At 67.3% G+C, this 20363-nt stretch carries 22 protein-coding genes; 11 read left to right on the top strand and 11 right to left on the bottom strand.

Annotated features, from left to right (window positions below):
* Window positions 1-79: 79 nt before the first annotated feature.
* Together ACN8ZM_RS18245 and ACN8ZM_RS18240 are read right to left on the bottom strand one after the other, a co-directional pair.
* Window positions 80-310, bottom strand: a complete 231-nt coding sequence (locus tag ACN8ZM_RS18245) for a hypothetical protein (protein ID WP_041493471.1) — start codon at window positions 308-310, stop codon at window positions 80-82.
* A gap of 119 nt (window positions 311-429) precedes the next feature.
* Complete coding sequence (locus ACN8ZM_RS18240) at window positions 430-1449, bottom strand: GlxA family transcriptional regulator (RefSeq protein WP_043180524.1); 1020 nt, start codon at window positions 1447-1449, stop codon at window positions 430-432.
* 306 nt (window positions 1450-1755) lie between these two features.
* Here ACN8ZM_RS18240 and ACN8ZM_RS18235 point away from each other — a divergent pair, with 306 nt between their 5' ends.
* Entirely contained in the window at window positions 1756-3219 is a 1464-nt protein-coding gene (locus ACN8ZM_RS18235) for an aldehyde dehydrogenase family protein (RefSeq protein WP_420211964.1), read from the top strand.
* Window positions 3220-3243: 24 nt separating this feature from the next.
* Window positions 3244-3993, top strand: a complete 750-nt coding sequence (locus tag ACN8ZM_RS18230; RefSeq protein ID WP_420211963.1) for a class II aldolase and adducin N-terminal domain-containing protein — start codon at window positions 3244-3246, stop codon at window positions 3991-3993.
* 112 nt (window positions 3994-4105) lie between these two features.
* Here the strand turns inward: ACN8ZM_RS18230 and ACN8ZM_RS18225 are convergent, their stop codons facing one another.
* From ACN8ZM_RS18225 to ACN8ZM_RS18205, 5 genes are all read right to left on the bottom strand, one after another.
* Entirely contained in the window at window positions 4106-4879 is a 774-nt protein-coding gene (locus ACN8ZM_RS18225) for an SDR family oxidoreductase (protein WP_420211962.1), read from the bottom strand.
* A gap of 107 nt (window positions 4880-4986) precedes the next feature.
* Complete coding sequence (locus tag ACN8ZM_RS18220) at window positions 4987-5931, bottom strand: choline ABC transporter substrate-binding protein (RefSeq protein ID WP_089451973.1); 945 nt, start codon at window positions 5929-5931, stop codon at window positions 4987-4989.
* Between the two features lie 30 nt (window positions 5932-5961).
* On the bottom strand, window positions 5962-6945 hold the full coding sequence (locus tag ACN8ZM_RS18215) for a PDR/VanB family oxidoreductase (protein WP_420211961.1): 984 nt from the start codon (window positions 6943-6945) through the stop codon (window positions 5962-5964).
* Between the two features lie 5 nt (window positions 6946-6950).
* A complete protein-coding gene (locus ACN8ZM_RS18210; RefSeq protein WP_420211960.1) occupies window positions 6951-8636 on the bottom strand; it encodes a choline dehydrogenase in 1686 nt (561 codons plus the stop codon).
* A gap of 107 nt (window positions 8637-8743) precedes the next feature.
* Window positions 8744-9907, bottom strand: a complete 1164-nt coding sequence (locus tag ACN8ZM_RS18205) for an aromatic ring-hydroxylating oxygenase subunit alpha (RefSeq protein WP_420211959.1) — start codon at window positions 9905-9907, stop codon at window positions 8744-8746.
* Between the two features lie 286 nt (window positions 9908-10193).
* Between ACN8ZM_RS18205 and ACN8ZM_RS18200 the strand changes: the two genes are divergently transcribed.
* Window positions 10194-10625, top strand: coding sequence for a YciI family protein (locus ACN8ZM_RS18200; RefSeq protein ID WP_420212637.1), 432 nt, complete (start codon window positions 10194-10196; stop codon window positions 10623-10625).
* A gap of 68 nt (window positions 10626-10693) precedes the next feature.
* Here the strand turns inward: ACN8ZM_RS18200 and ACN8ZM_RS18195 are convergent, their stop codons facing one another.
* Window positions 10694-11290, bottom strand: a complete 597-nt coding sequence (locus ACN8ZM_RS18195; protein WP_420211958.1) for a TetR/AcrR family transcriptional regulator — start codon at window positions 11288-11290, stop codon at window positions 10694-10696.
* A gap of 180 nt (window positions 11291-11470) precedes the next feature.
* Between ACN8ZM_RS18195 and ACN8ZM_RS18190 the strand changes: the two genes are divergently transcribed.
* The 7 genes from ACN8ZM_RS18190 (at window position 11471) to ACN8ZM_RS18160 (ending at window position 17352) form a co-directional block, all read left to right on the top strand.
* The gene (locus ACN8ZM_RS18190; RefSeq protein ID WP_420211957.1) at window positions 11471-12241 is read left to right on the top strand and encodes an alpha/beta hydrolase; all 771 of its coding nucleotides are present in this window, start codon (window positions 11471-11473) and stop codon (window positions 12239-12241) included.
* A gap of 87 nt (window positions 12242-12328) precedes the next feature.
* Entirely contained in the window at window positions 12329-13135 is an 807-nt protein-coding gene (locus tag ACN8ZM_RS18185; RefSeq protein WP_420211956.1) for a DinB family protein, read from the top strand.
* Entirely contained in the window at window positions 13132-13872 is a 741-nt protein-coding gene (locus ACN8ZM_RS18180) for an alpha/beta fold hydrolase (protein ID WP_420211955.1), read from the top strand. Before ACN8ZM_RS18185 ends, ACN8ZM_RS18180 begins: the two co-directional genes overlap by 4 nt.
* A gap of 109 nt (window positions 13873-13981) precedes the next feature.
* Complete coding sequence (locus ACN8ZM_RS18175) at window positions 13982-14854, top strand: alpha/beta hydrolase (RefSeq protein WP_420211954.1); 873 nt, start codon at window positions 13982-13984, stop codon at window positions 14852-14854.
* 82 nt (window positions 14855-14936) lie between these two features.
* Window positions 14937-15830, top strand: coding sequence for a LysR family transcriptional regulator (locus tag ACN8ZM_RS18170; protein ID WP_043180545.1), 894 nt, complete (start codon window positions 14937-14939; stop codon window positions 15828-15830).
* 132 nt (window positions 15831-15962) lie between these two features.
* Window positions 15963-16289: a carboxymuconolactone decarboxylase family protein gene (locus ACN8ZM_RS18165; RefSeq protein WP_420211953.1), complete on the top strand. Its 327-nt coding sequence runs from the start codon at window positions 15963-15965 to the stop codon at window positions 16287-16289.
* 55 nt (window positions 16290-16344) lie between these two features.
* Window positions 16345-17352 (top strand): aldo/keto reductase, encoded by a 1008-nt coding sequence (locus ACN8ZM_RS18160; protein ID WP_420211952.1) that lies wholly within the window; start codon window positions 16345-16347, stop codon window positions 17350-17352.
* A 97-nt stretch (window positions 17353-17449) separates the two neighbouring features.
* On the opposite strand, the gene ACN8ZM_RS18155 is transcribed toward ACN8ZM_RS18160, so the two are convergent.
* On the bottom strand, window positions 17450-17683 hold the full coding sequence (locus tag ACN8ZM_RS18155; RefSeq protein WP_420211951.1) for a hypothetical protein: 234 nt from the start codon (window positions 17681-17683) through the stop codon (window positions 17450-17452).
* Between the two features lie 207 nt (window positions 17684-17890).
* Complete coding sequence (locus ACN8ZM_RS18150; RefSeq protein WP_420211950.1) at window positions 17891-18790, bottom strand: hypothetical protein; 900 nt, start codon at window positions 18788-18790, stop codon at window positions 17891-17893.
* 78 nt (window positions 18791-18868) lie between these two features.
* Here ACN8ZM_RS18150 and ACN8ZM_RS18145 point away from each other — a divergent pair, with 78 nt between their 5' ends.
* A complete protein-coding gene (locus ACN8ZM_RS18145; protein WP_420211949.1) occupies window positions 18869-19207 on the top strand; it encodes an XRE family transcriptional regulator in 339 nt (112 codons plus the stop codon).
* Window positions 19208-19442: 235 nt separating this feature from the next.
* On the opposite strand, the gene ACN8ZM_RS18140 is transcribed toward ACN8ZM_RS18145, so the two are convergent.
* Window positions 19443-20252, bottom strand: coding sequence for a hypothetical protein (locus tag ACN8ZM_RS18140; RefSeq protein WP_420211948.1), 810 nt, complete (start codon window positions 20250-20252; stop codon window positions 19443-19445).
* Between the last annotated feature and the right edge of the window lie 111 nt (window positions 20253-20363).

Below are 20363 nucleotides of genomic sequence, written 5' to 3'. Positions count from 1 at the left end.
GCGCGGCATCCAATCGATATCGACAGGAAAAGCCGTTTGCGCGCCCGCCACGCGGCCGCGCAAACGACGATGGCGCGGCCTAGGCGCCGGTGACGACGAACTCTTCCGCCGCCTTGCGCTGGATCGCGGCCATCTTCGCGAGTTCGCGCTTGCTGCGCGGCTCGCTGGACGCGACGCCCGTCGCCTGCTTCGCCTTCGCACCCAGCGGGTAGAAAGCGAACGACGCGCCGGCCGGGGCATCCGGCTCGGCGCGCAGGCGTTTGTTCAGGATCTTCAAGTACTTTTTCTTCGAGACTTCCTTGGCTGCCATGGCACCCTCCCGCGTGAACGTGGTGCGGTCAGGATACCAGCTTTGGCCGTGGACCCGGAACGGCGTTTGCGCCCCAATCCCGCGCGCCGCCGGAACGGGCCCGCCCGGCAGCACGCGCGTCAGGCCGCCGGCGCCCGGTGACGCATCACCGGCGCCGCCCACGATTGCGACCGGTCGCGGCTCGGCGGGCATCCGAACCGCGACTTGTACACGCGCGAAAAATGCTCGATCGATTCGAAGCCCGTCGCCGCGGCCACCTGCGATACGCTCAGCTCCGTCTGCTGAAGCAACTGATGCGCGGTCGCCACCCTCAGGCTCAGGTAGTACTGCAAGGGTGCGGTCGCCATATGCCGCTTGAAGTGACGCTCGAGCTGCCGCTTCGACAGCCCGACCGCCTGCGCAAGCGATTCGCACGACATCGGCTCCGCCATCGACTCGCGCATCAGCCTGACGGCCTTCGCCACCGTCGTGCTCGTCGAGGCCGGCGCGGCCTCGCCCTCCGCGAGCTGCAGCGCGTCCGCGCCGCGCAGCTTCGCATGCAGCAGGTGACGGGCGATCTCCCCGGCGAGCTCGGCGCCCTCCGACCGGCCGATCCATTCGAGCATCATGTCGATGATCGCCGTGCCGCCCGCGCAGGTGATGACGCGCGGCTCGATCGTGTAGAGCCGTGTGGTGGCGCCGACCTTCGGATAAGCCTCCTGGAAGCCTTCGACGTTGTCCCAGTGCACGGCCGACGGACGGCCCTGCAGCAAGCCGGCCGCCGCAAGCAGTTCGGTGCCCGTCTCGATGCCGCCGATCTGCGTGCCGAAGGCCATCTGGTTCTGCAGCCAGGTCTTCACGCCGCGATGCTTCGCGTGACGTTGCGCGTCGAAACTCGCGATCACGAAGATCGTCGTGAACCCGCCGCGCGCATCGCCGATCGGCCGCGTCGGCGTCCACATGCCGTTCGTGGCATCCACGGGTTCGCCGTCGACCGACAGGACGGTCCACTCGTAACGCACGCGCTGGGCCAGCCAGTTCGCGAGCGACATGGCCTCGATCACGAGCGCGAGCCCGAGGTGGGAGAACTGAGGCATCACCAGCAGCCCCACCCGATGCGGCGCGGGTACCGCCGCCGCTTGCATGTTCCGTGAAGTCATCGCGATACCGATCAGGGCCGGGCCGGCCGATTGAGCGAGGGTGCGCGGGCGCGGCCCTCGCGAACCATTACTCTGCCGCGCGCGACGGGCCAGAACTTGATGAAAAGCGACATCGTCATGTCGCTTTGTGCCGGCTTTCCGTCGCCCCGTTCCGTCCCGGCCGGATCGGCCCGTCATGGCCGTGCACGCGCGTCGCACGCCGTCGCATTCGATCAAGTGAGCGGCTCGCGCCGACCTTATATTCAGCTCGCGTTCCGCTCCGCACGGGCGGGGCACGCCGATCTTCCGACTCCGTGGAACCAGCACATGCACATCAAACAGCTCTACATCGACGGCGCCTGGCAACCCGCCGCCGCAGGCGGGCAGCGCGCCATCGTCGATCCTGCCACCGGCGAAACGATCGCACGGGCCGCCTACGGCTCGGCCGCCGACGCCGGGCACGCGATTCGCGCGGCGCGCACTGCCTTCGACGCGGGCGAGTGGCCGCACCTGCCCGCCGAAGCACGGGCGGCCTGTCTGCGCCGCCTCGCGAACGCGCTGCGTGACGAAGCGCCCGCACTCGCCCGCATCGAAACCGCGAACACCGGCAAGACGCTCGCCGAATCGTCGTCCGACGTGCACGACGCCGCGGCGGCATTCGACTACTTCGCGAGCCTCGCCGTTACCGAGACGGGCAGCATGAATGCGGCGAAGCCGCACGTGCTCAGCGTCACGCTGCGCGAGCCGGTCGGTGTCTGCGGTCTCATCACGCCGTGGAACTACCCGCTGCTGCAGGCGGCATGGAAGCTCGCCCCGGCCCTGGTGGCCGGCAATACGGTCGTCGTCAAGCCGGCGTCGCTGACGCCGCTGTCGACGCATCGGCTGGTGGAACTCGCGCATGACGCGGGCCTGCCTCGTGGCGTCCTCAATCTCGTGACGGGCGGCGCCGACGTGGGCGACGCGCTCGCGGCGAGCCCGCAGGTCGACCTGATTTCCCTGACCGGCAGCAACGCCGCCGGCGCCAGCGTGATGCGCGCGGCCGCGGGCAATTTCAAGCGCGTGTCGCTGGAACTCGGCGGCAAGAATCCGAACCTCGTGTTCGCCGACGCCGATTTCGACACGGCGCTCGATTACGCGCTGAACGCGGCCTTCTTCAACGCCGGCCAGATGTGCTCGGCTGGCTCGCGGCTACTGGTCGAACGCACGCTGCACGATGCGTTCGTCGATGCGCTTGCCGCGCGCATCGCGGCCATCCGCGTCGGTCGCGGTGACGACGATGCCACCCGGATGGGCCCGGTGATTTCCGCGCAGCAACGCGACCGCGTGCTCTCGCTGATCGGCGAGGCCGCCCGCGACGGCGCGCGCATCGTGTGCGGCGGCCGCGTACCGGCAGGCGACGCGTTCGCAACCGGCTTCTGGGTCGAACCGACGCTGATCGCGAACGTCCGGACGACGATGACGATCGCGCGCGAGGAAGTGTTCGGCCCGGTGCTGACCGTCGAGGCGTTCGACGGCGAAGACGAGGCCGTGGCCCTGGCCAACGACACGCCGTTCGGGCTCGCGGGCGCGGTCTGGACCCGCGACTTCGCGCGGGCGAACCGGGTCATGCGCCGGCTGCGGGCGGCGACGGTCTGGATCAACGACTACAACGTCACGCTGCCGGGCGCGCCGTGGGGCGGCTACAAGGCCAGCGGCATCGGCCGCGAACTGTCGCGCAGCGGCCTCGACGAATACACGGAACTCAAGCACGCGTACCTCAACTTCGAAGCCAGCCCGCAACGCTGGTTCTGATCCCTCTCGCAACGGGAGCCCGACATGCTCACAGCCACGCAACCCGATCAGGCGCATCGCGCGGCCCGCGCGGACCTCGCCTGCGCGTTCCGCTGGACCGCGCGCCTCGGCATGCACGAATCGATCGCCAACCATTTCAGCGCCGCCGTCTCCGACGACAACCGGCAATTTCTGATCAATCCGCGTGGGCGCCATTTCTCGCGGATCCGTGCGAGCGAACTGCTGCTCGTGAATGCCGACGACCCGGAGACGGTCCGGCGCGACAACGCGCCCGACATCACCGCGTGGGCGCTTCACTCGGAAATCCACAAGCGCCACCGGCACGCGCGCTGCGTGCTGCACGTGCATTCGACGTACGCGACCGTGCTGTCGTGCCTCGCGCAGCCCGCGCTCCCGCCGCTCGACCAGAACTGCATGCGCTTCTTCGAGCGGGTCGCGATCGACACCGGCTTCGACGGCATGGGGCTCGGCGACGAGGCGTGCCGCGTCGCCGACGCGCTCGGCGACAAGCCCGTGCTGCTGATGGGCCAGCACGGCGTGATCGTCGTCGCGTCGTCGGTCGCACAGGCGTTCGACGATCTGTACTACTTCGAGCGGGCGTGCGCGACGTATGTGACCGCGCTGCAAACCGGCCAGCCGCTGCGGTTCGCGACCGACGCCGTCGCGCGTAAAACCATGCTGCAGTGGCGCGACGACTATGCGGGGTTCGCGGAGCAGCATCTGGCGGAGCTCCGCGCCATTCTCGACGACGAAGCGCCGTCGTACGCGTGGTAGCCGGACGGCGCGGCCCGGCAGGGCTGCGCCGCGCCGGGCGAACGCGTGCATCGCCGGCATGCCGGGCGGCCGCGCAGCGCGACTCGCGACGCCGCGCTCGTCGCCACGCGCGCTACCGCGCAGTCAAGCCGCCATCCACGAGGATCGACGTGCCGGTGACAAAACTGCTTTCGTCCGAGGCCAGGAACAGCGCGACATCGGCGACCTGCTCCGGGGTCCCCATTCCGAGCGGCTGAACCTCGTCGAGCAGCGCGTCCATCGCGCCGCGCCCGCCGAGCGCGTCGATGAACGGCGTATTCATCGGGGTATCGATCCAGCCCGGACAGACGGCATTGGCGCGGATGCGATCCTTCGCGTGCTCGATCGCCGCGCAGCGGGTCAGCATCAGCACCCCGCCCTTCGATGCGCAATAGGCCGCATGAAGCGGTTCGCCGACGAAGCTGCTCGTGGAGCCGATATTGACGATCGACCCGCCGCCGGCGCGGATCAGCGCCGGAATCGCGTACTTGCAGCCGAGGAACACGCCCTTGAGGTTGACGTCCATGACGGCATCCCAGTCCGCTTCGGTGGTGTCGACGAGCGGGGCCTCGCGAATGACGCCCGCGTTGTTGCACATGACGTCGAGCCGGCCGAACCGGCGCTCCACGAAGTCGATCAGCGCCTCGGCCTGTTCCGCCGATCCGGCATCGGCCTGCCTGGCGACGATGACCCCGTCGCCGGCCAGGCGGCAGGTCTCGTCGAGCTGCGCGGTGTTGCGGCTCGTCGTCGCGACCACGCTGGCGCCTTCGTTCGCGAATCGCAGCGCGATGCTCCTGCCGATGCCGCTCGCGGCGCCCGTCACCACGGCGACTTTCCCGGCCAGCCGGCCGGTGCGGTTGTGGCTCATCGTCGTTTCTCCCGAAAAGGATCGAGCCGAGCATATCGCACCCGGCCCCCGGATGCACAGCGCTCACGCCGCCGCCGGTATGGCGGCGGCCGTTGCGTTCAGCCGGCTCAGTGAAGATTCAGCGCGGCCTGGAGGGCCGCCTGCGGATCGCGGCCGTCGACCGTCCTGACCCCGGCCAGCCACCCCTTCAGCACGTCGGGATGCTGCTGCAGCCACGCCTTCGCCGCGACTTCCGGCTGCTTGCCGCCGGCGATCGCCTTCATCACCTGATTCTCCATCTCGGTCGTGAACTGCAGGTTGGCAACCAGCCGCGCGACGTTCGGGCAGCGCGCCGCATAATCGGGCGACGTCATCGTATAGACCTTCGCCTCCCCGTAGTTCGGGCCGAACAGGTTGTCGCCACCGGCGAGGTAGCGCATGTTGAAGTCGAGGTTCATCGGATGCGGCTCCCAGCCGAGAAAGACGACCCACGCATGATCGCGGATCGCGCGCCGCACCTCGACCAGCATGCCGGCCTCGCTCGATTCGACCAGCTTGAACTTGCCGAGGCCGAACTGGTTGCCCGCGATCGCCTTGTGAATCAGTTCGTTGCCGTCGTTCCCCGGCTCGATCCCGTAGATCCGGTATTGCAGCCGGTCGGCGAACTTCGCGATGTCGTCGAACGAACGCAGTCCGGCGTCGTACGCGTAGGCCGGTACCGCGAGCGTGTACTTCGCGCCGACGAGATTCGGGCGGTCCAGCACCTTCACGGCCCCGCTCTTCACGAACGGCGCGCTCGTGGCGTCCATCGACGGCCGCCAGTCGCCGAGGTAGACGTCGATCTGACGTGCCTTGAGCCCCGCCAGCGCGATCGGAATCGAGGCCATCGTCTTGGTCGGCTGGTAGCCGAGGCTCGACAGCACGGTCGACGCGAGCGCGGTCGTCGCGGCAATGTCGGTCCAGCCGATGTCGGCAAACCGCACCGCGCGGCAGGTCGCCGCTTCCTGCGCGGCGGCCTGGCCCGTACAGACGGCAGCCAGTGCGATGCACCCGAGCGTGTTTCTGACGTTCATCGTGACTTCTCCTGAGAAATTGAAGGATGACTAAAGATCGAGAACGAGACGCGAGGATTTCGCGCGTGACACACAGATGTAGATCAGGTTGTTCGCACGCCGCTCGGCGTCCGTCTGCAGGCAGTCGCGGTGCTCCGCCTCGCCGTCGAGCAACGTGACCGCGCAGGTGCCGCACACGCCTTCACCACACACCGAATCGATGGCGATCCGCTCGTCGCGCAGCACATCGAGGATCGACCGGCCCGCCGGCACCGCGACACGGCGGCCGGTGCGGGCCAGCTCCACTTCGAATGCCTGCGCGCCCGCTTCCGGCTCGCGCAGCACCGCGGCGCCGCCGAACCGCTCGAAGCGCACCGCGCCGGCCGGCCAGTCACGCGCCGCTTCGAGCACGCCGTCGATCAGGCGGCCCGGCCCGCAGACATACACCTGTGCGCCGGCGCGCGGCACGCCCAGCAGCGTGCGCAGGTCCGCTTCGCCGTGCTGTTCGCTGCAATGCAGGCGGGTGTTCTCCCGCAGCGGGCCGCGTTCGATCGCGTCGCGCAGCGCCATGCGCTCGCGCGAGCGCGCCAGGTACAGCAGCGTGAACGACTTGCCGAGCGCATCGAGCCGCCGCGCCATCGGCAGAATCGGCGTGATGCCGATCCCGCCGGCGATCAGCACGTACTCGCTCGCGTGCTCGTCGAGCGCGAAGTGATTCCGGGGCGTGCTCACGTCGAGCGTATCGCCCGGCGCGAGCCGTTCGACGAGATACGCGGACCCGCCGCGCGAGCGCGGCTCGCGCAGCACCGCGATCCGGTAGGTCGAACCGTCGGCCGCGCGTTCGACGATCGAGTAATGGCGCACGGTGCCGTCCGGCAGGCGGACTTCGACATGTGCGCCGGGTTCGGCGGCGGGCAGCGCCGCACCGTCGGCTGCCGCCAGCACGATGCCGCGGATCTCGGGCGTCAGCATGACCGCATCGACCACGACTGCGGCGATGCGATCGCCGGGCGGGAACGGGATGATCGGTGCCATCGCGTTCACCGCTGGCAGGTGCGCCAGTCGGGCTGTGCCCAGACCGGCGCCGCCGACGGCGGGAGCGGCGCGCGCCCCAGCACGAGATCGCTGCCCTTCTCGCCGATCATCACGGTCGGCGCATTGGTATTGCCGCTGACGATCGTCGGCATCACCGACGCGTCGATCACGCGCAACCGTTCGATGCCATGCACGCGCAGGTCGGGGCCGACCACCGCCTCCGGATCGTCCGCCGGGCCCATCTTGCAGGTGCCCGCCGCGTGATAGCCCGTTTCGGTGATGTCGCGCGCCCACGCATCGAGCGCGGCATCGTCGGTCTTGCCCGCGCCCGGCGACAGTTCGTCGCCGCACAGCGCGCGGAACGACGGCTGCGCGAGGATCTCCCTGACGAGCCGCACGCCCGCGCGCATATCGGCCCGATCGCGCTCCGTCTTCAGGTAGTTGAACAGGATCCGCGGCGGGATGCGCGCGTCGCCGGACGCCAGCGTCACCGCGCCGAGGCTGGTCGGGCGCATCAGGTCGATGTGCACCTGGAACGCGTGCGCGCGCACGCTCTCGACGCTGCCCGGCTGCACGGCGAGCGGCATGAAGGTCAGTTGCAGGTCCGGATGCTCGACGCCCGCGCGCGAGCGAATGAACGCCCCCGCCTCGAAATGGTTGCTCGCGGCGATCCCGGCGCGGTTCGCGAACCATTTCGCGCCGGTCCACCATTTGCGCGGGGCGACCGTCCACGGGTAGATCGAGACGGGTTTGCGGCACAGATACTGCACCACCGTATCCGGATGATCGGACAGCCGGCGCCCGACGCCCGGCAGGTCGTGCCGCGCACGCACGCCGAGGCCTTCCAGCTCGTTCGCCGGCCCGATGCCGGACAGCAGCAGCAACTGCGGCGTATTGATCGCGCCACCGCAGAGCAGCACTTCGGCGCTCGCGCGAACCTGCCGCGTTTCGCCGTTGCACGCGTACTCGATGCCGGTCGCGCGCTTGCCGTCGAACAGCACGCGCAGCACGAGCGCGCCGGTCACGACCGTGACGTTGCCGCGCACGAGCGCCTCCGCGAGATAGCCGCGCGCGGTACTCCAGCGCGACCCGCCCCACGTCGTGCGATCGACACGACCGAAGCCTTCCTGGCGAAAGCCGTTCACGTCGTCGGTGTGCGCATAGCCCGCATCGACACCGGACGCGATGAACGCGCTGGCGAGCGGCGTGTCGGTCCGGCCCGCCGTGACGTGCAGATGGCCGCTGTCGCCGTGATAGGGATCCGCGCCGAGCTCGTGCCGCTCCGCGCGGATGAAATACGGCAACACCTCGCGATAGCTCCAGCCGGTGCAGCCCTGCGCCGACCAGCCGTCATAGTCGCGGGCGTGACCGCGGATATAGACCATCCCGTTGATCGACGACGATCCGCCCAGCACGCGCCCGCGCGGCGTCGCGATGCGCCGCCGGTTCAGGAACGGTTCGGGTTCCGATTGATATTGCCAGTTGAAGCGGTTGCCGCCCACCACGATACCCATCGCGGACGGCATGTCGATCGACCAGTGCCGATTCGTCGGGCCGGCCTCGAGCAGCAGCACCCTGACGCCCGGATCCTGCCCGAGCCGGTTGACCAGCACGCAGCCGGCCGATCCCGCGCCGACGATCACGTAGTCGTAGTCGCGACGCACGGCGTCGATTCCCTGTGGTTTCTTCATCGCTTGCATGCAGTTGATCGAGATCATGGAACACGAGTGCGCGAAACGGCGTCGCCGTCCGGGCGCCGGAAGCGGAACGGGGTGTGGGGAGCGGCGCTCCCCGCCGGCTACACGCCGTGGATGCCGTCGTGCACGAGCGTATGGAAGTGGTGCACCAGATGCTCGCTTTCGTTGCTGCGCTGCGCATCGATCACGTAGCGGCCCTGGTTGTAGCCCACCGAATGCAGCCCCTTCTGCACCGAGATGTTCAGGCGGATGTCTTCCGGGCCGAGATCGGTGTTCATCCAGTCCATGCACGCCTTGGTCACCGCAGGCACCGCGTCGTGCGTCGAGTAGTAGCCGAAGCGCAGCAGCGTCTTCTCCGGTTCCAGCGGGATGATCAGGAACGTGGCGAGGAAATCCGAGTACGGGAACGTATAGAACGTGTTGTGCGGCCAGATGCCGATGTTGAAGAAGCACTCGTCGGGATTCTTGTCGCCGAGCGGTACGCCGTAGGCAGCAGTCGCGTCGCGGTTGGCCGGCGCGATGTAGGTCCACCACTTGTCGTGCTGCGTGAGCCGGTAGCCGGCGAAATCGATCAGGCCGGCCAGTTCGACGTGATGCGGGCCCGACAGCGAGAAGTGATAGCCCTCGATCGAGTTGTCCATGATGACCTTCCAGTTCGCCGGCACGATCACGTCCTTCTCCTCGATCAGCCGGTATGCGTCCAGCTTCGGGAACACGCGTTTCATCTCCGTGTCGGCGCCGGGGAACAGGTCGCGCATCGACGGCGCATCGGGATCGAGATTGAAGTAGTAGAAGCCGCCGAGTTCCTCGATGCGCACCTTCGGGATGTTGTGAGCCGCGAGGTCGAAGTCTTCGACGCGATCGGTACGCGGCGCGCCGCGCAGGCTGCCGTCCGCGCCGTAGCACCACGAGTGGTACGCGCAGCGGAACAGGCCCTTCTGCTCGCCGCGCCGTGCTTCCACAAGGCGATTGCCGCGATGCTGGCACACGTTGTGGAACGCATGGACCTGGCCGTCGCGGCCGCACGCGGCGATCACGCTCTGGTCGAACACGTCGGTCATCACGAATTGCCCCGGGGTGCTCAGCTCCGAGGTGTGTCCGATCACATGCCAGGCCGACATGAAAATGCGATCGCGCTCGGCCGCGAATACCGCGTCGTCATAGAAATAGCGCGACGGCAGCGTCAGCGCGCGTTCCGGCCGTTGCTGCTTCCAGCGGTCGGCGGTGACGATGTCTTGCTTCTTCACAACGGAGATCGGTTGCATGGGCGGGGTTCCTGTTTCTGTCGTTCGTCGAAGGAGCGGCGGCCCGGTCTGCTGGCCGTCCGCCTTGAAGCGAACTTTATGGGGCCCCGCCGGCCCGCACTTGATGGTTCGCGACGTCGCGATGTCGCCGCCGCCGTCGGGCGATCCGTCGCGATTCAACGGCACGGATATTTTTTTTCGTGATGTCGATTTCGTCGCCGCCCGCCCGTCGTATCGTTGCAAGCCCGAGCAGGCCGCGTTGCACGGCCGGCAAGCCCCTCACCCATTCACCGAAGGAGAAACGACCATGCGCGTCCTGGTAATCGTCAAGGCCACCACCGATTCCGAATCCGGTCGGATGCCCGACCCCGAAATGATCGCCGCGATGGGCCGGTTCAACGAAGAACTGGCGCAAGCCGGCATCCTGCTCGCCGCCGACGGGCTGCACCCGAGCATGCGCGGCAAGCGCGTGCACTTCGCCGGCAAGAACCGCACCGTCATCGACGGCCCGTTCGCCGAGACGAAGGAGCTCGTCGCCGGCTTCTGGCTGTGGCAGGTGAAATCGATGGAAGAAGCGGTTGAATGGGTGAAGCGCTGCCCGAACCCGATGCCCGGCGACTCCGACATCGAGATCCGCCCGCTGTTCGAGGCCGAGGACTTCAGCCCGGCCTTCACGGACGCGTTGCAGGAGCAAAAGGCGCGGCAGAGCGCGCAAGCCGAGTCCGGGAAGCACGCATAAGCCGGGCGGCGTCCGACGGTCTCGCATGACCGCCGGGCGCCGCCCCTACCCGCTGACGCGTGCGCGGCTCACGCGCGTTTGCGCGGCACCGCGAGCCGCTCGACCGCGCCGCCGGTCACATCCCTGAACATCCCGGCATTGCCGTACGCCCGCGCGGCCAGCATCGCGCCGTAGACCAGCGAGACGAACGTCGCGGCCTCGGTCGGCACCGACACGCCCGGCTGCACGACGCCGTCCTTTACCCCGGCCTCGAGCACACGCACCAGCCACGCGGCGAGGTCGTCGAAATGCGCCCTCACTGCCTTCGCGACTTCGTCAGGCAGCGCCGGCAGCTCCGCGCCGAGCATGCCGGCCACGCAGAACGGCGCGCTGTCGTCCACGATGCAGCGTTCCCAGTAGCCGATGTACGCGCGCATCTGCACCAGCGCATCGGCGCCGCTCGCGTCGAGCAGCGACATATCGGCATCGAAATTCGCCTGCGATTGCTGCAGCACGGCGACCGCCAGATCCGCCTTGGTCGGGAAATGGTGATGAATGCTCGCCTTCCGGATGTCGATCGCGTCGGCGATGTCCGCATAGCTGAACCCGCTGTAGCCGCGCCGCATGATCAGTTGCCGCCCGGCTTCGAGAATGCGGCCCGCCGTACTGTCCCCCGTTATCGTCATATTTGCCTACCATCTAGTCGGATGAAAACTTGAATAGTTTACCGCCGCGAGATACTGTTTTCTAGCCGTGCTTTCTCCTTGAAGTTGAAACTACCTACTAGTAGGATGTCTACATCGACGGAACAAAACGACTGTCGATACCCGACGGTTCCTCACCTGCCTTTCTTCTGGAGAATGAAAATGACGCGCTCGTCCCAACTCCGCCGCATCGCTGCCGCACTTGCCGTGTCCGCCGCCGCTTTCGGCTCGCATGCGGCCGTCGCCGCCCCCGTCAAGAACGTCGTGCTGGTTCACGGCTACTTCGCCGACGGCTCGGGCTGGCAAGCGGTTTCGAACATCCTGACGCGCGACGGCTACAAGGTTTCCGTCGTTCAACAGCCGGAAACGTCATTCGACGACGACGTGAAGGCAACCCGGCGTGTCGTCGACGCGCAGGACGGCCCAAGCATCCTCGTCGGCCACAGCTACGGCGGCGCGGTGATCACCGAAGCCGGTAACGACGACAAGGTCGCGGGCCTCGTCTATGTGGCCGCGTTCCAGCCCGACACCGGCGAAAGCCCGCTCGACCTGACCAAGAAGACGCCGCCCGCCACCCAGGCGATCAAGGCCACGCAGGACGGCTACCTGTATTTCGACCCGGCGTCGTTCCACGCGGATTTCGCAGCCGACGTGCCGGCCGCCGAAGCGAAATTCATGGCGATCTCGCAAGTCACGCCGGCCGCGCAGTCGTTCGGCGTGCCGATCACGCACGCCGCATGGCGCACCAAGCCGAGCTGGGCCGTGGTCGCCACCGCCGACCGCGCGATCAACCCCGAGCTCGAACGCTTCATGACGCAACGCGCCGGCAGCAAGACGATCGAACTCAAGTCGAGCCACGTCGCCTACATCTCGCATCCCGCCGAAGTCGCGAAGCTGATCGAACAGGCGGCCAAGGACGCCGGCAAGCAGTGACGCAACGCATTGCCCGATTCCGCCCGTTGACACTGCCTGGCAAGTAACGTAACGTTTTGACACGTTACTCGCCGAGATCCTTCCGTCATGCATTCCCGCTTCGACCGCTTTCGCACCACGCCGCTCGGCACCCAGCTCGAAGCACTGATCGTGCAACCCGGGCACTACGTCGAATTCGCCGCGCTGTCGCGCGTGGGCGTCGCCGCGATCGGCGCGATCCAGCACGAGATCGCACTGAAATTCCCCGAAATCGAAACCGACACGACGGCCCGTCAGTTCTGCGGCGCGATGGTCGCGGAAGTCATGCGTCGTCACGGCCACGACGTCGTGCAGGCACGCGGGCGGCTCGGCGGCACGCTGTTCAGCTATGGCGCGGTGTTCAGTGCGTATCCGCAGTTGCTGCCGTTCGCCGACGTCGTCGCCGCGCTGGCCCGCCTGCCCGATCGGCTCGCCGCGTATGCGGCGCACGTGCCAGCCGCGCTGTGGGCACGCCGCCCCGACGGCACGGGCTTCTCGCTGGTCGAGCATGCGTGCCACCTGCGCGATCTCGACGTGGTGTTTGCCGAACGCATCGACGCCGTTCGCACGCTCGAATTGCCGGTGATCGCGTCCGTCGACGGCACCGTGCTCGCCGCGCAACGCGACTATCTCGCCCAGCCGCTTGACGCCGCCGTCTCGGCCTTCCGCACGGGGCGCGCCACACTGCGCGCAACCGCGGCCGCGCTCGATCCCGCCCAACTCGCACGCTGCGGGTTGCGCGACGGCATCCGCCGCATGTCGCTTGAGGAACTCGTGCGCGAGCTGCTCGACCACGACCGCACGCACGTGCTCGAACTCGACGAACTGCTCGCCGAACTCGAATTGCCACCCCTTCCTTCCGCGCCCGCCGCATGAACTCGCCCACGCCCGTCGTCTTCATTCACGGTTTCATCGGCACGCTCGACGTACGCGGGTGGAACGGCCCGCACCTCGCCCCCGACCTGCTCGGCTACGGCGCGCATCGCGCGGTACCGTTCGATGCGATCACGCTCGCCGCGCAGGTCGAGCATGTCCGCGATACCGTCGATACGCACTTCGGCGCGCAGCCGGTTGATGTCGTCGGCCACTCGGTCGGCGGCGCAATCGCGATGCTGTTCGCGCATGCGCATCCCGAACGCGTGCGGCGGATCGTCAACGTCGAAGGCAACTTCACGCTCGACGATGCGTTCTGGTCGGCATCGGTCGGCCGCATGACGCCCTCCGAAGCCGATGCGATGCTCGACGGCCTGCGTGCCGATCCGCAAGGCTGGCTGCGCGGCGCGATCGACGCGCCGTCGCCGGGCCTGCTCGACGACGCCCGCCGCTGGCTCGCGCATCAGCCCGCATCGACGCTGCGCGCGATGGGTCGCTCGGTCGTCGCGACGACCCGCGAACCCGGCTACCTGCAGCAGCTCGCCCAGGTATTCGAGCGTCACCCGGTCTGGCTGGTCGCCGGCGAACGCTCGCGCGCCGGCTGGCACGTGCCCGACTGGGCGCTCGCGCGCTGCGCCGGCTTCGATACGATCGAAGGCTGCGGGCACCTGATCCCGGCCGAACGGCCCGATGCGTTTCGCACGGCGGTCGAGCGCATCGTGTATGCAGCGCCTGCCTGACAACCCGTAGGATTCGCCGAAATATGGTTGAAAGGCGCGGTTGCTAGAGTCGCCCGAACAGGGTTTTCCGGCGCCCGGCGCCGGACGGGGTCGACACATGCGAGGATCGATGTACCTGGCACGCGCCTTCTGGCTGCTTCTGCTGCTCGCCATTTCAGGCCCTGCTCTCGCATTCCACACGCGGGTCGTCGCGATTCCCAGCGCCGCGATGAACGAGACGCTCAAGGCCACCGTCGTACTGCCCGACGCTTATGCGCGCGGCAGCCGCGACGGCGACCGCTATCCGGTCGTCTATCTGCTGCACGGTTCCGGCGGCGACCATACCGACTGGACGTCGAACACCCACATCGCCGCGCTGGCCGACCGTTACCACGTGATCCTCGTGATGCCCGACGGCGGGCACGAGAGCTGGTACATCGACAGCCCGTTCGACTCGGGCAGCCGCTACGAGACCTTCATCGGCGACGAAGTCGTGTCGTACGTCGATTCGCACTTCCGCACGATCGCGACACAGCACGCCCGCGCGATCACCGGGCTCAGCATGGGCGGCTTCGGCGCGCTGCGCATCGCGCTCGACCGGCCCGACACGTTCGGCGCGGTCGGCAGCATCAGCGGCGCGGTCGATCCGCGCTGCTGCGAGGACGAGCCCGGCATCGACCACGTGTTCGGCGACCCCGGCCGCCATCCGTCGTTCTGGAACCGCAACGTGATCGTCGCCAGCGCGTTCGTGCGCGCGCATCTCGACCTGACGATCGATTGCGGCCGCGACGACGCGTTCGTCGGCTCGAACCGCGCGCTGCACGAACGGCTTGTCGCGCTCGGCGTGCCGCACGATTACGCGGAGCGGCCAGGCGGTCATACGTGGGACTACTGGGCGAATGCGATCCGCTACCAGATGCGGTTCTTCGCGACGTCGTTCCAGCATGGCGGCTATGCGTACCATCCGGCGCCCCATGCGCCGGGCATGACGCGCGCGGGTTGACGCGCGCCGCATCGCTGCGTCGCAACGCGGCCCGGTGAACCCGGTGGTACGATGCGCTGGCATCGACCACCCGACACCTTCCATGCCGCGCGACAACTTTGCGGACCTCCTCGCCTTCATCGCCGTCGCGCGCGAGCGCAGTTTCACGCGTGCGGCCGCGCAGCTCGGCGTCTCGCAATCCGCGCTCAGCCATACGATCCGCTCGCTCGAAACGCGCCTAGGCGTGCGGCTGCTGACGCGCACGACACGCAGCGTCGCGCCGACCGAAGCCGGCGAGCGCCTGCTGCGCAACCTCGCGCCACGCTTCGACGAAATCGAGGCCGAACTGACGGCGCTCGCGGAACTGCGCGACCAGCCCGCGGGCACGGTGCGCATCAACGCGACCGACTTCGTGATCCGCACGCTGCTGTGGCCGAAGCTCGCGCCGATCCTGCGCGACTATCGCGACCTGAAGGTCGAGTTCGTGAACGACTACGGGCTGTCCGACATCGTCGCGGAGCGCTTCGACGTCGGCGTGCGGCTCGGCGACCAGGTGGCGAAGGACATGATCGCCGTGCGTATCTCCGCCGACATGAAAATGGCGATCGTCGGCGCACCCGCATATTTCGCGGAACGCGCGCGCCCGGTGTCACCACAGGATCTGGTCGCGCACGACTGCATCAACCTGCGCCTGCCGACGCACGGCGCGCTGTACGCGTGGGAGCTCGCGCGCGGCGACGACATGCTGCAGGTGCGCGTCGACGGGCAGGTCACGTTCAACGGCACCTACGAAACGCTCGACGCGGCGCTCGCGGGCTACGGGCTCGCCTACGTGCCCGCCGAACTCGCGGCGCCGCATGTCGCCGCCGGCCGCCTCGACAGCGTGCTCGACGACTGGTGCCCGACGTTCCCCGGTCACCACCTGTACTACGCGAGCCGGCGGCAATCGTCGCGCGCGCTCGCGGTGATCGTCGACGCGCTGCGCTATCGGGCATGAGCCGACGGCGCGCGGCTCTTGCGTCGCGATTCATGAATCCGGTCGATAAGTGCATGCGCATTGCCGGGGTTTATCGATAGACGCCACGGTGGCTACCATCGTCGGTGTTCCCTACCTTCCCCGGAGCCCTCGATGTCCGAACCGACTTCCGCCGCACGCAAAGCGTTCGGCGCCATCGCCCCCGCCCTCGCCGACTACACCGACAACGTGCTGTTCGGCGACGTCTGGCAGCGCCCCGGCCTGTCGCCGCGCGATCGCAGCCTCGTCACGGTCGCGAGCCTCGTGTCGCTGTATCGCATCAACGAACTGCCGTTCCACCTGAAGAAAGCGCTCGACAACGGCCTCACGCGCGACGAGCTGATCGAAGCGATCACGCACCTCGCGTTCTACTCGGGCTGGCCGACCGCCAGCTCGGCGCTGACGATCGCGCAGCGCGTGTTCGACGAAGCCGGCGTATAAGCGAGCGCGGCGTCCCCTCACTCAACCGGCGGGCATGCGCCCGCATGGAGCCTCCATGGATTACCGCTATCTCGGGCGCAGTGCGCTCAAGGTGTCGCCGCTGTGTCTCGGCGCCATGATGTTCGGCGGCGAGACCGACGAAGCGACCTCGACGCGCATCATCGACAAGGCGTTCGACCAGGGCGTCAACTTCATCGACACGGCCGACGTCTATCACGCCGGCCGCTCGGAAGAAGTCGTCGGCCGCGCGATTGCGCCGCGTCGCGACAGCTGGGTCGTCGCGACGAAATTCGGCTATCCGGCCGGGCCGGACGCCGGCCCGAACCGGCAGGGCCAGTCGCGCAAATGGATCGTCGAATCGGTCGACGCGAGCCTGAAGCGGCTCGGCACCGACTACATCGACATTCTCTACTTCCATCGCACCTTGACCGATGCGCCGCTCGACGAAGGCATGCGCACGATCGCCGACCTGATCCGGCAAGGCAAGGTGCGCTACTTCGGGCTGTCGAACTTCAAGGGCTGGCGCATCGCCGAGATCGTGCGGCTCGCGGACCAGCTCGGCATCGATCGCCCGGTCGCGAGCGAACCGCTGTACAACCTCGTCGATCGCACGGCCGAAGTCGAACAGCTGCCGGCCGCCGCGCATTACGGGATCGGCGTCGTGCCGTACAGCCCGCTCGCGCGCGGCGTGCTGACCGGCAAATACGCGGTGGATGCGCAGCCACCCGCCGATTCGCGCGCGGGCCGCGGCGACCGGCGCATCCAGCAAACGGAATGGCGGCCCGAATCGTTGCACATCGCGCAGCAAGTGGCCGCGCATGCGGCCGCTCGCGGCACGACATCGGTTGCGTTCGCGCTCGCGTGGGTCATGAAGAACCGCATCGTCAGCTCGACGATCGCGGGGCCGCGCACCGAAGCGCACTGGGACAGCTACATCGATGCGCTGACGCTCGAACTCGGCCCGGACGACGAACGGTTCGTCGATGCGCTCGTGCCGCCCGGGCATGCATCGACGCACGGCTATACCGATCCCGGTTATCCGGTCGAAGGCCGCAAGGTCTGAAGTCGGAACGGAATGATTGAATGACATGCCGGGCGCGATGCCCGGCAAGATGATGAACGCGCGTCGCCCGACGCGCGAACCCGGGGTAGCGCCGGGATCAGTTGTCGTGCGCTGTTGTGCCGGCGCTGACGACGCGATCGAAGAATTCCTGTGCAAGCGCCAGTTCGTCGAGTGCGCGATCGAGACGCGACATCGCGCGTGCGTATTCGGCTGACGAACCGTCGTCGTCGCTTTCGCCGCGCACGGCGCGAAAGGCCTGATCGACGTTGCGCGTGGCTTCGACGAAGCGTTGCGCGGCCCGGGCTTCCTGCGAACAGATGTGGGTCGACATCGACACTCCTCCCTCAGGGTTGCAGTGTGAAGCACGCCGACGCTCAGTGTGCGTGGTGCGCATGTCGGCGGCGTGAACCACGACCCGTCGAGTGTCGACGCATCGGCCGCCGCGCAGCGCGCTTCGTGCCGATTGTCCCTCTGCGCTCGCCGCTCCGCTATGGCGAGATTGCAACAAATTCTTGCGCGATCCGCGGCGCGCGATGCGTCACGCGCGCCCGATACGCGGATGCGACAGGCCCGCGAACGCGGCCGCCTCGCCCGGCGACAGGTCGAACAAGTCGCCCGTGAGATCGCGCGGATGCTCGGCTGCCGGCCGATTGCGCAAGCGCGCCGCATGCGTGGGCGCAACATACGCAGCCGCCGTTTCGATCGGCGGCACGTCGAACAGATCACGCGTGACGCCGCGCTCGGCGTCGGTCGGCGAACGGCCGCGCAAGCGCGCGACGAGCTCGACGAAGCGATCGAAATCGCCTGCGCGCGTGGCCTTGTTCACTTCCGCGAGATCGCGCGCCTTCAGCACGCACGGCTGCGCGAGCCGCACGAAATACGGTGCTTCGAGCTCGACCGACAGCGCGAGCGGATAGCTCTTGCCCGTCTGCTCCTTCGCGCGCCCGACGCAATCGACCACGGCCGCACCCTGTGCGGCGCCGAGCGGCTGGCCGGTGCTCACGCTGCGCAGGTGATCGGGAAACACGCGCAATTGCGTGCCGACCGTCAGCGCGGTGGATGATGCGCACACGAGCGCGTAGTGCTGTTCGCGACGCCGGCCCGACGGCAAGGTCGCGCGGCTGGCGATGAACGTATGCGGCGGCAACGGCCGCACCTGCCCGCTTGCATCGACCCATGCATTCCACAACAGCATGTCTTTCCGCTCGCCTGCGCGCGGGCGCGACGCGACCGGCGAAAACAGCGCGAGCAGCGAGCCCGTGCGATGCGCGGCGACCTGTGCGCTGCTGCCGAGCGGCTGGTTGATGCCCCACAGAAAACGCCCGCCCCCGAGCCGGCGCTCCCATTCCTTGCGGAGCACGACGGTCGGCAGTTCCTCGCCGGACTCGGTACCGATCTTGGTCCAGCAGAACGTGGGTGGGAGGTGTTTCAGTGTCATCAACTTTCTCGGGATGCAGCCTCGCTGGTGACAGCAAGCCCATTCAACAGCCGTAACTGTATAGGTATAATGCATCGCATGGAAGCCCCGGACCAAGATTTTCCCGTTCAAGACCTGTTGCGCCGCCTGACGGCAGATACACGCTCGTCCAGCGAAATAGCGCGACTCTCCGGGGTCAGCCAGCCGACCGTTTCGCGCCTGAGGCTGTCGAACGGGCACCGGCTGCGCCGCAGCGCGCCATTCAATAAGCTATGCAGTTTCTATGGTGTCGATACCGGGTCATCGCGCCGCCAGTACAACGACCTGCTGCGCGACGCGATCGTCGACGCGTGGGATGGGTCGGACGAGCACGGGCGCGCGCTGCTGGTCGTGATCCAGGGGTTGAAGGGGTTGCAGGCGAAGGCGGATGATGGGTGATCGTGCGGGTGGGGCGGCGCCCGCGGCTACGGCAAGCAACGGAAGAGAAGAAGAGAAGGCGCGTCGGAGATTCCAATGGATGTTGCTTGACGCCCCGCAAGAGACGCGCAGCATTCCTGAAAGCCGCCATTCGGCCGAACCCTGTGTTGGCTTCGATGTGCGGCATCAGCAATCGAGGCAGGCTGAATCGGTGCTGCCATCTCGGCCTGCAAACCAGGCAAGTTGCGCCCTCTTGTCAATCGAGATACTTGCCGAAATACTGCTTCACGGCAGCTTCGTTGTATTTGTCCTCGCCGCGCCAGTGCTCCACGAAATGCCAATCGTGCCTTCCTCGCGAGGGCCTGTCGAAAGACGATGGTCTCAGAATATCAACGCAAGCCAGAATTTCCATCAACACGTCGCGCTCGCTTTTCGACGATTTGATGACCGGCGCCAGGCTGTCCCTCAGCGCACTCGGGTAGTCGTCTGGCTGACTATGAGCGATTACTGACAGCATCGATTTGAGAATGTCGATGTCGGCCTGCGTGGGCTCCGAAATTTCTTCGCGCAGGAATTGCTGCAAATCGAACAAGGTATAGATCCGGTCGCCGAGACGCACACCTCCCCATTTGATGCGCTCGAAATTCAGTACGTTCAAATCCACATCTTCATACTCCAGGGATCCATCGCAGACGCCGCAGCGATAAGAGGTGTGTGTGATGACACCGTTCGTGTACCCGTGTCCGCTCACCTTCGGCACGTATCCATGCGGCGGCGACAATCGTTGCGCACACACGAAAGAAGCCAGCGCCGAACGCCACTCCAGCCGCCGCGTCGAGAGGCTGCTTAAAAATGCCCTGGCTACGGCATCCTGCGCAACCTTGGGCAGAATGTCCTTGATTGCCGCAATACTCTGGTCGTGCGTCAGCGTGACGGGAGAAAACATCACGCCGTGTTCCTTTGCATAGGCAAAATCGGCTTCGCTGATGTTCCTGTTCTTTCTGTCTACCCATCCATTGCTGCTCCAATAGGTTCTGACCAGGATGTTTCTTGCCTTCTTATCCATTAGATGCCTCATAAGTGGACTGCATGGATCAGCAACGGCTGACTAGATCGTTCTCGTCGTGATGACCGCAACTGGCCGAATGCAGCCCCGCGCAATCTGCGCATGTGACCC

It is taken from the genome of Burkholderia aenigmatica (assembly GCF_048627025.1).
In the GTDB taxonomy this organism is placed as follows: Bacteria; Pseudomonadota; Gammaproteobacteria; order Burkholderiales; family Burkholderiaceae; genus Burkholderia; species Burkholderia aenigmatica.
This window is presented reverse-complemented; position numbering and strand designations above follow the sequence as displayed.